The organism is Mucilaginibacter aquatilis, from assembly GCF_009755275.1.
Classification (GTDB): Bacteria; Bacteroidota; Bacteroidia; order Sphingobacteriales; family Sphingobacteriaceae; genus Mucilaginibacter; species Mucilaginibacter aquatilis.
Genome location: NZ_WQLA01000001.1, coordinates 928,924 through 941,841, shown reverse-complemented (window position 1 = coordinate 941,841; position 12,918 = coordinate 928,924). Strand labels below are relative to the sequence as shown.

The following is a 12,918-nucleotide window of genomic DNA, read 5'->3' as shown; positions in this document are numbered from 1 at the left end:
TTAATCGTTAACTTCAAATAAAGCTGCTATATCGCGCTCGGTTATTTCGCTGTAATCGGTAATTACCCTATGCACAGGTTGCAGCTCTTCACCCGTATGACTGGTAGTAATACCAATTACTTTCATGCCTGCAGCATTACCTGCTTTAACACCCGAAAGCGAATCTTCAAATACTACGCAATTTTCGGGCCTTACACCTAGGTCTTCGGCTGCTTTCAAAAATATTTGTGGGTTTGGCTTTGCTTTGCTTACACGCGGGCCGTCAATAATAACGTCAAACAGGTGTTTGAAAGGCAGCTTGCTTAATATGAAATCAATATTTGAAGCCGTTGCCGATGATGCTACAGCCAGCTTTACGCCTGCATGTTTTAATTCGGTTAAAAAACGTTCTAAACCGTTTACCGGGGCCACGTATGGTGCGTAATCCTGCTTGTATTGCAGTGTTTTGGCATCAAACATTTCTTTCATATGCTCCTCGGTATAGTCATCAGCAAAAAACTCACGCATAATAACCATTCCGGGTACGCCGCTTAATTTTTCATTATACAGCTCGGGCGTTACCTCAACGCGATTGTATTGTTCAAACAGGTTTTTCCAGGTTTTGAAATGATATGGGTTGTTATCAACAAGAGTACCGTCCATATCAAAAATAGCAGCGTACATGTGTTCCTCCGGGCCTTACCCTTGTGGTAAGGCTATTCAATATATTGAATTAAAATTTACAATTTAAAGGGCTAATTTCCCTTTTTAAATAAGCTGATGCTGGCTTTTATAATCCCATTTTCTCCTTAAAATTTCCGTTTTTTACCAGAAATTTTCCGTAGTCGATAAGGTTGTCAATAGGTGAACGCTGAAATAGATCGAATGTAACGTTCACACCTTTTTCAATAGCTTCATCAGTTTTCTCGAAACCTGCCGAATTATCATTGATCCAGAAATTCAGCACAAAGCCAAATTGCATCCATAACCCGTCTTTATATCGTTTGGCAAAAAACTTACGGTCGGTGAGTTCGCCGCTATCCAGCCCATCGCGCAAAATTTCATCGGCAAAGCCCTCAAATAAATTTTTAAACGTATCAAGTACCCTTGGTGACGATATGCCACGCGGATGCTTCCTGATGCTGTATACGGCAAAGCTGCGGCTGCTTTTAAGCAATTCAAAAAAGCTGTAGAAAAACGATAGAGCTTTCTCACGCGCCGAGTATTGCGGCCATATTTCCTGGGTTTTTATTTCGGTTATGGTTTTGCGGGCATAATCTGCCCATATGCTTTGTTCAACTGCTTCAAATGAGCCAAAAAAGCGATAAAATTCCTCCTCGCTCATGTCATTGTTTTTGGCGAACAGGTAAACCGATTTTGGCTCATGGCCCTCGGTAAGTACATAATCAATATAGGCGTTCTGAATGCTTTCGGTAGTAGCCATAGTGTATCTGATATGATGATTTATATAAATGTACGTTATAATTAACCAAATAGTGTGAGGCTGGTTTAAAATCAAATAATTAGAATGTGATTAAGGTTATGCACAAGTGTTGGTAAGGTGTCAAATAATGCCGTAACTATGCTGTATAAATTAGAAAATTAGCATTTTTGTTTGTTAATTTGGATTGGTTATAAACAATGAGCGAAAGAACGATACTGGTTTGGTTTAGAAATGATTTACGTGTGCATGACAATGAAATATTGCTCGAAGCCACACGTAAGGCAGATAAAATAGTACCTGTATACGTTTTTGACCCCCATTACTTTACAGTTACACCAGGTGGCGGACAAAAAACGGGAAGTCACCGTGCGCAGTTCTTAATTGAAAGTGTTGCCGATTTAAGGCATAACCTCCAAAAGTTAGGTGCCGATTTGTTGATTGCCCATGGCAATCCTGCGGAGGTTATACCGCAGCTTGCTGTGCAATACGAGGTAAATGAGGTTTATCATCATAGAGAAGTAGCATTAGAAGAAACCAACATTTCAGAAGAAGTTGAAGCAGCGCTATGGAAAATGAAATTGAACCTTAAGCATTTCATAGGCCATACGCTTTACCATAAAGAAGATTTACCTTTTCCGATTAAGGACATACCTGACAGCTTTAACACGTTTAAGAAAAAAGTTGAGCGCGACAGTAACGTAAGGCCCTGTTTAGCCACTCCTGAGTTGATAAATATGCCAGCGTTGGCAGATGCAGGTCAAATACCAACTCTTGACGATTTAGGCTTACCTGCACCCGGAGCGGATGTAAGGGCAGGTTACTCATTTAAAGGAGGCGAAACCATTGCCTGGCATCAGCTTGAGCAGTTTTTTGCTAACTACAGCGCAGCACGTAATACCAAAAGTACACGTAATAGTGCATCATCAAAGCTATCGCCGTGGCTTGCTTTGGGGTGTGTATCGCCCAGGCAGGTATACTGGGAGGTTGTAAAACACGGTCAGGAAATCAATAATCACCCATTGATGCTTGAACTACTGTGGCGTGATTACTTCCGCTTCATGTTTAAAAAGCATAGTCACCGGTTCTTTAATCCGGAAGGCTTTAAAGGAGCAGCCCCCGAACTGGCCGATAATCAGGAAGAACTTTTTGAGCAATGGAAAAGCGGTGATACAGGTGTTCATTTTGTTGACGCCAGTATGCATGAACTTAATGCTACGGGTTTTATTGGCAATGCACACCGCCAGGCTGTTGCAGCATATTTGGTTAAAGATTTAAAAGTTGACTGGACCCGCGGCGCACAATGGTTTGAAGAGAAACTGATTGATTACTCGCCTGCAAGTAATTGGGGTAATTGGGCTTATATTGCAGGAGTGGGTAATGATCCACGTGAGAACAGGTATTTCAGTCCTAAAGCGTATACCGAACTTGACCCCAAAGGTGAATACGTAAAGCTATGGCTTAACAGCCAACCTGTAGCTTAAGGGCTTCCGGTATCTTTTTACAAAATCAGTAAACCGTTATTTTTGCATCAGCAAACTTTTAGGCAATTGACACTCGGTAACAACGGCAAAATTAATTATTTCAATAAGCTCGACATAGAAGGCATTGCCTTACCTGAGCATTTTACTTTTCCGTTTTTTTACAAACCCCATAAGCTAACCGAAATAGCCGCTGCTGAGTTGCAGCAATACCTAAAAACACAAAATGATTTTGACCATAACTTTGGCCTTGATGATAGTAAAGAAGGCAACGCCATAGGCAAAATGTTTGGCGTGCTGGTAGTGCAGGATGCTGAAGGCAACATAGGATATTTATCAGCCTTTTCGGGTAAACTAGCCGGTTCAAATCATCATCATAAATTCGTTCCACCGGTATTTGATATGCTGGCCGAGGGTAGCTTTTTTTTGAAAGGTCAGGAAATCATCAACGAGATAAACGCCAAGATAGAAGCGTTGGAAGTTGATGAGTTTTACTTGCGCCTGAAAGAAAGCCAGGCCAAACTGAAGCTTGACTGTGAGGCTAATGTTAAAGCCTTAAAAACCGAACTTAAGGAAAACAAAGCAAAGCGTAAAGCTTTGCGTGTGGCACAGCAAAGTGAGTTGGATGCTGATGCGTACACATACTTTGAGGCCGACCTTATTAAGCAAAGCTTGCATGATAAACACAGGCTTGCTCTTTTACTCCAAAGCAATGAAAGCTTGCTGAAAAATACAGCAAATGAAATAAAATTATTTGACGACAAAGTTGAAGTACTAAAAAATGAGCGCAAAGAACGTTCGGGCGCATTGCAACAACAGTTATTTGAGCAGTACTCATTTTTAAACAAAGCGGGGCAAACCAAAAGCCTGCATGATATTTTTAGTGTAACTGCCTTTCAAAAACCGCCGTCGGCGGCTGGCGAGTGCGCAACACCCAAGCTGTTACAATATGCTTTTTTAAATGGTTATAAGCCTTTGGCCATGGCAGAGTTTTGGTGGGGCGCAGCGCCCAAATCAGAGGTAAGGCAGCACAAGCAGTTTTACCCGGCGTGTAACGGCAAGTGTAAGCCTATACTAGGACATATGCTTGAGGGAATGGAGATTGATGAGAACCCATTGCTGCATAATAATGTACACGGTGTTGATTTGACTATAGTTTACCAAGATGAATATTTTGTTGTGGTGAATAAACCTGCCGATTTAAGATCGGTACCCGGTGTATATATAGAAGATTCGGTTTACAGCCGGCTGAAAGTGATGCTGGGTAATATTGAGCCGCTTATTATCCACCGGCTTGATATGGGAACATCGGGGCTTTTGGTTGTTGCTAAAACAAAGGAAGCTCACAAATTTATTCAGGCGCAGTTTTTAAAGCGTACGGTGAAAAAGCGTTATACAGCGCTGTTATCAAAAGTATTAAATGATGATGAAGGTGAGATTGACCTTCCATTGCGTGGCGATTTGGAAAACCGACCAAGGCAGTTAGTATGCTTTAAGTACGGTAAACGCAGCCTCACCAAATGGAAGGTGGTATTGCGTACCCCTACCACTACAAAAGTGTATTTTTGGCCCTTAACAGGCCGTACACATCAGTTACGTATGCATTCAGCACATGAGTTAGGGCTTAACGCACCTATTGTAGGCGACGACCTGTATGGTATAAATAGCCAACGGTTGCACTTACAGGCATCTTACCTGGAGTTTTTGCATCCGCAAACCTCACAGGTGATGGCTTTTGAACTTGCAGAGGAATTTTAAATTGAGAACTTTAAAAAGCTTCTCCTAAACTCATATAAAAGCCTTGCTGACGTTTTTCTCCAGCAGCTTGCTGTCCAACTCCGTAATCAATACGCATGGTTAAACCTTTCTCCGTATCAAAGAAATAGCGAAGGCCGCCTCCATAATTAGGCTTAAATTGTTTCAAATCGAGTTTGTTACGAAAAACTGTTCCCGTCCCTGCAAATGCAGCAATGCCTATTCGGTCACTAATGCGATAGCGTAATTCTGTTTGGCCGGCAAGTAGGTTTTTATCGCGGTAGCGCCCGTTATAATATCCGCGCATCATTTCGTCGTTGCCAAGTTCGGGTAAAAGGTAAAACGGCGTTTGGTTGCCCAGTAAGCTTTGTTCTTGGATGTTTAAGCCAACAATAAACCGTTTGCTTAAGCTAAAAAATTGGGCGTATTCTATGTTAAAAAAACTGCCCTTATAGTTATTATCGGCAAATAAGCCGTGCATTACATTTAAATAAGCATTTACTACCATGCCTTTGGTAGTGTAGGTGTTATTATTACGGTTATCAAACGTTATGTTTGGCCCGGCAAAAATACCTGCGCCGCCATTGCGGTCATAAGAGGTAAGCTGTGCTTCAAATGGTTTCCCCGTGTTATCTATGCGGTAAGTAAAGTTGTAGCCGCCGGCAACATAACCAAGGTACCAGTTACCTAATCTTTTTTCTCCGCTAAAATTTATGCGCAGCCTTTTTTCGCTTATGCGTTGCTCGCTGCTTTTTTCTGTGTTGTTGCCAATGCCATAAAAGTTGAAAGGGAAGTTTACATAGCTTATAAGCCCCGTATAATGATAGCGGTTTTGCGCTGTCCAGTAACTGCTGCTTACGCTAACGCGTTGTTGTCCTTCGGTAGTAAATGTGCCGTAGGCAAATACGTTTGATACGCGGGTTACTTTGCTGGTATCGGTATAAAAAGAGTATAGGGTTGAGGCACCAAGTTCCAGGCCTGTTTCGGGTGCGGAGCTAATTACCGGCAGTAAAAAGAAGCTTGCGCTGCGGCTGCTGTCTTTTTCAAACAGCATTTTGCGTACAAACTTAGGTGCAATTGTTTTTATGAATTTAGGTTGCGCATATGCGTTGGTAACACAAAGCAATCCTAACAATATCAGGGTAACGTATTTTCTCATTTATGCAAAGCCGCAGGTTGATTAAAGGCAAAGTTACCTTTATTGTTTGCAAAGTTTGCATACAGACGCTTTATGTTGTAAGGTTGACAGTATCTGTAAATCTACCAATCGATCCATTAAAGGCTAAAAATAAACTGTAATACTGATATAAAAAAAGGGCCTGCATTAGCAGGCCCTCGTATAGTTGTTTAAGCTACCAAAGCTTCCGGTTCCGAAACCAGCGGATTCACGGTGGCATCGTCTTTTTCTACCCGCAGGTTTTGCACAATATGTTGCTGGCGGGTTGGCGTGTTTTTGCCCATAAAGTATTCAAGTAATCCTTTAATGTTAGCATCTTTTAAAATCACAGGATCGAGGCGCATATCCTTTCCAATGAAAAGGCCAAACTCATCCGGGGATATTTCACCCAAACCTTTAAAGCGTGTAATCTCGGGCTTGTTGCCTAATTTGGCAATAGCATTTCTGCGCTCTTCGTCACTGTAGCAATAAATAGTTTCCTTTTTATTACGTACGCGGAATAAAGGCGTTTGTAATATAAAAACGTGACCCGCTTTAACCACATCAGGGAAAAACTGCAAAAAGAAAGTCATGATCAGTAAACGGATGTGCATGCCGTCAACGTCGGCATCTGTTGCTATTACAATATTATTGTAACGCAGGCCATCAATTCCATCTTCAATATTTAATGCGTGCTGTAAAAGGTTAAACTCTTCGTTTTCATACACAACCTTTTTAGTTAGGCCAAAACAGTTAAGTGGTTTACCTTTTAAGCTGAATACCGCCTGTGTAGCCACATCGCGAGATTTGGTAATAGAACCACTTGCCGAGTCACCCTCCGTAATAAATAAGGTTGTTTCCTGTTTACGCTCATGGTTGTCATCAAAATGCACCTTGCAGTCGCGCAGTTTGCGGTTGTGCAATGATGCTTTTTTTGCGCGCTCATTGGCTAGCTTTTTTATACCGGCAATATCCTTGCGTTCACGCTCTGATTGTAAAATACGTTTCAGCAAAGCATCGGCTGTCGCCGGGTTTTTGTGCAGGTAGTTATCTAACTGTGTTGTAAGGAAATCATTAATGAACGTACGAACAGTGGGACCATCGGGGCCAATATTTTGCGAGCCCAGCTTAGTTTTTGTTTGTGATTCAAATACCGGTTCCTGTACTTTTATGGCAATAGCCGCAACAATAGATGCCCGGATATCTGCAGCATCAAAATCTTTTTTGAAATGCTCGCGGATGGTTTTTACCACAGCCTCACGAAAGGCTGCCTGGTGAGTACCGCCCTGCGTGGTATGCTGACCGTTTACAAATGAATAGTACTCCTCGCCGTACTGCTGGCCGTGGGTCATGGCTATTTCAATATCCTCACCTTTAAGGTGTATGATGGGATAGCGAATGTTATCGGCATCGGTTTTACGATCAAGCAGATCTTTAAGTCCGTTTTGCGAAAAGTATTTTTCTCCGTTAAAGTTGATGGTTAAACCGGCGTTCAGGAACACATAGTTCCATATCATGTTTTGTACAAACTCCGGTATAAAGCGGTAATTACGGAATATGCTATCATCAGGATAAAAATTGATAGCTGTACCGTTGCGCTGTGTGGTTTCCTTTTCGGCCTCATCGCGCACAAGTTCGCCTTTGGTAAACTCGGCTATTTTGGTGCGGCCGTCGCGGTATGATTGTACGGTGAATGATGTAGAAAGCGCGTTTACGGCTTTGGTACCTACACCATTTAAACCAACCGATTTTTGGAAGGCTTTACTGTCATACTTACCGCCTGTATTAATTTTAGATACGCAATCAACTACCTTACCAAGCGGAATGCCCCGGCCGTAATCACGTACCGATACTTTATGATCGTTCATGCTTACGTCAATACTGCGGCCGGCACCCATCACAAACTCATCTATTGAGTTATCTACAATCTCTTTCAGTAGTACGTATATGCCATCATCATAAGCCGAGCCATCGCCCAGTTTACCTATATACATACCCGGACGGAGCCTTATGTGCTCTTTCCAATCAAGCGACCGTATACTATCTTCACTATAATTGATGCCTTCTGCCATGTAAAAACTGTTTAATTGCTACCTCAGGAAAGGATTAACTTACACCATCAGTATGCAACGAAATGGTATTCAATAATATGCGCAAATGGCAATGTATCCTTGTAATAACAACTTTTGTTATCATCAAACATACTAAAATTATTGGCAATGGGCAAGGTTGCGCTGCTATTTAAAACGCATACAATCGCGCGCTTTGTTTATGTTTTTAAAAAAGTCGGGACCTTTAACGTTGGTGAGGCAAACAGCCAGCATATAGCCTGTGTGGTCTTTTTGCACAGCTATAATGAGGGCGTATTTGTAATGCTTGGTGTCAGGCAAATCGGCCAGGTTAAGCAAATATGTTTTGCCCGAATCGGCATTGTACTCGCTTAATATACTTGGAGGTAAATTACGTGTAAAAAACCTCGTATCATCACTCAGCGCTGCAGCGTGGGCACGGGCGGCTTCAAGGTAAGCCGAATCGGGGTTGGCAAGGGTTTTTCCGGTAACGTTTTTAACCTGCTCGTAGCTTGCCCAGTTTTGCTTTAAGGAGTGCACCTGCATCCAAACCTCAAAATCTTTTCCCGGCAGTTCCATGCCGTAATCAAAAGAAAAGTTTTCGTTATTTGCAGCTGAAACTTCTTTGAACGCTTCGGGCAGGTGAAATTCAATGCCAGCCTCAAATGCCTCTTTGGTAAAGTTTGATAGGGGAGTACTTGCGGTAACGCGTGCTGCAGGCTTGTTTTTTTTAACACCTTTTACCTGCGCATTTACAGCAGCCATACCCAGGCATAGCAAACCTGAAGCAAGTAGCATTATTTGAGTAATTTGCTTGGCAATGTGTTTCATTAATGTTAAACCGGCAATGAGTTAAATTTTTGCGGAACAAAGATACGCACGTATGCGGAAGCAAATGTATAATATTAATTGAAAAATAAAACTGTAAGCTAAAACTACAATGAGTATAAAACCCCGGCTAAACCGCTTTGACATTACCATGATTGTGGTTAGCCTGATTATAGGTACCGGCATATTTAAAACACCGGGTGAGGTAGCCCTAAGAACCGGCAGTGTAAACTTGTTTTTTGCTGCCTGGGTTGTTGGTGGTGTGGTAACCCTTTGCGGTGCATTTACCTTTGCCGAAATTGGTGCACGCTACCCAACCACCGGAGGGTTTTATAAACTGTTTTCATACTGTTATCACCCTGCATTTGCTTTTATGATAAACTGGGTGGCCATTGTTGCCACCACAGCATCAGTAGCAGCAGTTGCACTTATAGGCGCCGAATACCTTAACCCTTTAGTGTTGCCGCCGGCCATGCAAAACCAAACAGGTAACAAAATAAGCACTATTGTAATGGTGCTTATAGTTTACTTTATAAACTTTATGGGCATTAAAACCAGCGCACGTACGCAAAATTTGCTCACGGTATTTAAGGTTGCAATGATTGCGTTGCTTTGCCTGGCCGTTTTTTTAAGTGAAGGTAGTGCGCGGGTAAACCAGGCGGTTATGCCGCAGGGTAGTACGGTTGCATCATTCGGGCTTGCACTGGTTGCTGTGTTTTTTACCTTTACCGGTTACCAGCAAACTATAAATTTTGGCGGAGACGTTATAGATGCCAAGCGAAATATACCAAAGGGGATTTTTGCGGGTATTGCCATCGTAATTTTGGTATATATGGCGGTAAATTACGCTTACTACTCGGTTTTAGGAATGGGCGGCTTGCAGCAAAATACCGGCCTTGCAGCTAAAATGGCTTCGGTTGTTTTTGGGCCAATTGGGTCAAAGATTACTTCAATACTCATGTTTATATCGGTATTGGCTTATGTTAATGTAAACATTATGTCGGTACCCAGAATGTATTATGCCATGGCCGAAGATGGTGTACTGCCGGCCATTTTCAAGCGCGTAAACCCGCGTACCCAAACGCAGGTATTTGGTATGAGCTTCTTTGTAGCCACTGTACTGCTCATCTTACTTGTGGTAAGTTCATTTGGCGAGGTACTCAATTACGCCATTTTTTTTGAATGTCTTGGGCTGAGTTTTGGTGCCATTGCTATATTCATTTTGCGCAAACGCACCCGCGAACTTGATGGTACCGGCATTTATACAATAAAACTATATCCATTAGTGCCGCTAGTTTTTATTGTAGTTTACTGGTTTGTGATCATCAGTATATTTATGGCTCAGCCTAAGGCCATGTTGGTATGCCTTGGCGCCTTTGCAACCGGGTTAATGATTTTTTATTTAGCAAAGTGGCGGGCAAAAGCGGCAATTGATTAAAGTTAACTTGCTATATTGTGCTATCAAAACCTCATCATGAAACCTATTATTCTACTGCTGCTTACCACGCTTACTTCGGGTGTGTTTGGGCAATCCAACAGAGTTGATACACTTCAATTTGATAAGCGCTATACCCGGTGCGAAAAGCAATGGATTGCCTTTAAAAGTAAAAAGGATAAGGAGTATTCTTACGGATACATTTATATTGATACACAGGCCGGCTTTACGTATGATGCCAAAGGAACATTTACTGTTGGTGCCGATGGTAAATATATAGCCGATACCACTATATCAAAAAACTCATCAATAAAATATCGTATAGCTCCTAACTGGGGTAACGTTGCTTTAATACCAACATCACGTTACAAAGAACTTAACCTGCCCGCCGAGCCATCATGGCTAAAGTTTTATTACAATTATACCGACACCGTTGCTCATAACGTACGCTGGGGCTGGACGTATAATGCCGTAAACGATTGTGAAGTTGCGCTTTTGTATTTACATAAGGCTTACGCGGTTAAACCCCATGCTGAAGGACTTGAATTTGAAATGGCTTATGCCTACAATGCACTAGGACAGCTTAATAATGCGATAAGCATATTAAACGCCGGTTTGACTTACAACCCAAAGGATATTATGCTTATACGCGAGTTGGGCTATTCGTATTTACAAAAGGCCGATTATCCTAATTGCATAAGAATTTACAAACAAGGAATAGAACAATGTACAGATAAGCAAATGGACACAAAAAGCGAAATGGCACTTAACCTATCGGCCGCTTACAAGCGCTCAGGAGATGAAGGGCAGTATAAAACATGGTTAGATAACGCGCGCAATTGGGCACCGGCAGGTTCACCCGTTGCAGAAATTGTAAAAAGGCAGCAGTAAGTTATCTTCAAATTGCTTCACATAGCTTTTCAAGACAGGGTGTAACAGGCAACTATTCATGCACAAGCATTATCTTTGTAGGAGATATCTAAATCCGCATGTTTGATATTTTGCTATCGCATATCAGTGAAAAGGTCACCCTGAACGAGCAGGAGAAAGCCCTGATGCAAAATTACTTTGTACCAAAAAGGTTAAGAAAACGCCAATACCTATTGCAGGAAGGCAACGTTTGCAGAAACCTGGCCTTTGTATCTAAAGGATTGCTTCGTACTTACAACGTTGATGACAAAGGCGACGAGCACATGAGCATTTTTGGCTGGGAAGGCTGGTGGATATCCGACTTTAACAGTTTTCTTACAGGTGTTCCGGCTGTGTTTAATATCGATGCAATTGAGGATTCGGAAGTGCTGCTGCTATCGCGTGAAAATTATGAAGCCATAACATTGGCCATACCTATGATGGATCGCTACTTCAGGATACTTTACCAAAACAGTCTTGTAACTAAAGAACGGCGCTTAATGAGTTCGGTAACTGATACGGCCGAGGAAAAATTCCTGAGGTTAAGCCAATCAAACCCCGATATGATTGAACGCATACCGCAAAACCTCATTGCCTCCTACCTTGGCATTGCCCCCGAAACCCTGAGCAGGATCAGGAAAAATATTGCCATGCGCAAATAGCATACACTTGATATAGATCAAGTGTATTTCTTAAGCAGCGTCAAGTGTGCAACAATTTGTTGTCTTTAACTTTGATGTTATAAATTTTAACAAATGTCAAATACAATAAAAGCATTGATTGTGGGGGCCAGTGGCATTACAGGCAGCAATCTTGCTAAAAAACTTTTAAGCAAAAATATCATCACCTACGGTTTATCGCGTACGCCCAATGGTAACATCAATGGCTTAATTACGGTTGCGGCCAACCTTTTAGATAAGGATAGCCTTGCCACGGCTTTAGCCGATATTGTGCCTACCCACGTATATTTTACCGCCTGGATGCGTAACGATACCGAAGCGGAAAACATTAGGGTAAACAGTCTTTTGGTGAGTAATGTGCTTGATGTACTATCGGCCAAGGGCAGCGTTGAACATGTGGCGCTGGTTACCGGGTTAAAACATTACCTGGGACCTTTTGATGCTTACGCCAAAGCCGGAACCTTGCCATTAACACCCGTGCGTGAGGAGCATCCGCGTTTGACTTTAGATAATTTTTATTACGCGCAGGAAGACGTGGTTTATGCCGCAGCCGCCCGCGACGGCTTTACCTGGGGCATACACCGCCCGCATACTGTAATTGGCTACGCCCTGGGCAACCTCATGAATATGGGTACCACCCTGGCCACCTACGCCAGTGTTTGTAAAGAAACAGGGCGTGCATTCCGCTTCCCCGGCTCGGCTGCGCAATGGAACGGCCTATCGGACGTTACGGACGCCCGTTTACTGGCCGAACACATGATATGGGCTTCAACCACTGACGCCGCCCGCAATCAGGCCTTTAATGTAGCCAATGGCGACATTTTTCGTTGGAATTGGCTTTGGCAACAAATAGCTGACTGGTTTGGCATTGAAGCCGCAGGTTTTGACGGTACCATACACCCGCTTGAAACCGAAATGGCAAACGATGCCGAAGTATGGACCAGAATTGCCCAAAAGCATGGCTTAAAGGAAACCGACCTGTTGCGCCTGGCATCAGCCTGGCACACCGACCTTGATCTTGGCCGCCCGTTAGAGGTAATGACCGACATGTCGAAAAGCCGTAAACTGGGCTTTACCCATTATCAAGACACGCGCGAATCATTCTTTGAACTTTTTGCCTTGTTAAGGGAGTTAAAATTGATTCCGTAAGAATAAGTGTAAACGTTAAAAGCCCGGTTTTGCCGG

General features: G+C 42.6%; 11 protein-coding genes. 6 read left to right on the top strand and 5 right to left on the bottom strand.

Going from position 1 to position 12,918, the window contains the following annotated elements; all coding sequences use genetic code 11:
- Both GO816_RS04250 and GO816_RS04245 read right to left on the bottom strand, forming a co-directional pair.
- Positions 1-663, bottom strand: a complete 663-nt coding sequence (locus GO816_RS04250; protein ID WP_157540091.1) for an HAD family hydrolase — start codon at positions 661-663, stop codon at positions 1-3.
- Positions 664-769: 106 nt separating this feature from the next.
- Positions 770-1,423: a TetR family transcriptional regulator C-terminal domain-containing protein gene (locus tag GO816_RS04245; RefSeq protein WP_157540090.1), complete on the bottom strand. Its 654-nt coding sequence runs from the start codon at positions 1,421-1,423 to the stop codon at positions 770-772.
- A gap of 197 nt (positions 1,424-1,620) precedes the next feature.
- Between GO816_RS04245 and GO816_RS04240 the strand changes: the two genes are divergently transcribed.
- Both GO816_RS04240 and GO816_RS04235 read left to right on the top strand, forming a co-directional pair.
- Complete coding sequence (locus GO816_RS04240) at positions 1,621-2,904, top strand: DASH family cryptochrome (protein ID WP_157540089.1); 1,284 nt, start codon at positions 1,621-1,623, stop codon at positions 2,902-2,904.
- 66 nt (positions 2,905-2,970) lie between these two features.
- The gene (locus GO816_RS04235; protein ID WP_157540088.1) at positions 2,971-4,659 is read left to right on the top strand and encodes an RluA family pseudouridine synthase; all 1,689 of its coding nucleotides are present in this window, start codon (positions 2,971-2,973) and stop codon (positions 4,657-4,659) included.
- A gap of 10 nt (positions 4,660-4,669) precedes the next feature.
- Here GO816_RS04235 and GO816_RS04230 read toward each other — a convergent pair whose 3' ends face one another.
- From GO816_RS04230 to GO816_RS04220, 3 genes are all read right to left on the bottom strand, one after another.
- Positions 4,670-5,815 carry a BamA/TamA family outer membrane protein gene (locus GO816_RS04230; protein WP_157540087.1) on the bottom strand — a complete coding sequence of 382 codons (1,146 nt, stop codon included), beginning with the start codon at positions 5,813-5,815 and terminating at the stop codon, positions 4,670-4,672.
- A gap of 188 nt (positions 5,816-6,003) precedes the next feature.
- Positions 6,004-7,884 (bottom strand): DNA topoisomerase IV subunit B, encoded by a 1,881-nt coding sequence (locus tag GO816_RS04225; RefSeq protein WP_157540086.1) that lies wholly within the window; start codon positions 7,882-7,884, stop codon positions 6,004-6,006.
- Between the two features lie 165 nt (positions 7,885-8,049).
- A complete protein-coding gene (locus GO816_RS04220) occupies positions 8,050-8,712 on the bottom strand; it encodes a hypothetical protein (protein ID WP_157540085.1) in 663 nt (220 codons plus the stop codon).
- A gap of 109 nt (positions 8,713-8,821) precedes the next feature.
- Between GO816_RS04220 and GO816_RS04215 the strand changes: the two genes are divergently transcribed.
- From GO816_RS04215 to GO816_RS04200, 4 genes are all read left to right on the top strand, one after another.
- The gene (locus GO816_RS04215) at positions 8,822-10,147 is read left to right on the top strand and encodes an APC family permease (protein ID WP_157540084.1); all 1,326 of its coding nucleotides are present in this window, start codon (positions 8,822-8,824) and stop codon (positions 10,145-10,147) included.
- 36 nt (positions 10,148-10,183) lie between these two features.
- The gene (locus tag GO816_RS04210) at positions 10,184-11,035 is read left to right on the top strand and encodes a tetratricopeptide repeat protein (protein ID WP_157540083.1); all 852 of its coding nucleotides are present in this window, start codon (positions 10,184-10,186) and stop codon (positions 11,033-11,035) included.
- Between the two features lie 98 nt (positions 11,036-11,133).
- Positions 11,134-11,715 carry a Crp/Fnr family transcriptional regulator gene (locus GO816_RS04205; protein WP_157540082.1) on the top strand — a complete coding sequence of 194 codons (582 nt, stop codon included), beginning with the start codon at positions 11,134-11,136 and terminating at the stop codon, positions 11,713-11,715.
- A gap of 93 nt (positions 11,716-11,808) precedes the next feature.
- Positions 11,809-12,882 (top strand): SDR family oxidoreductase, encoded by a 1,074-nt coding sequence (locus GO816_RS04200; RefSeq protein ID WP_157540081.1) that lies wholly within the window; start codon positions 11,809-11,811, stop codon positions 12,880-12,882.
- Positions 12,883-12,918 lie beyond the last annotated feature (36 nt).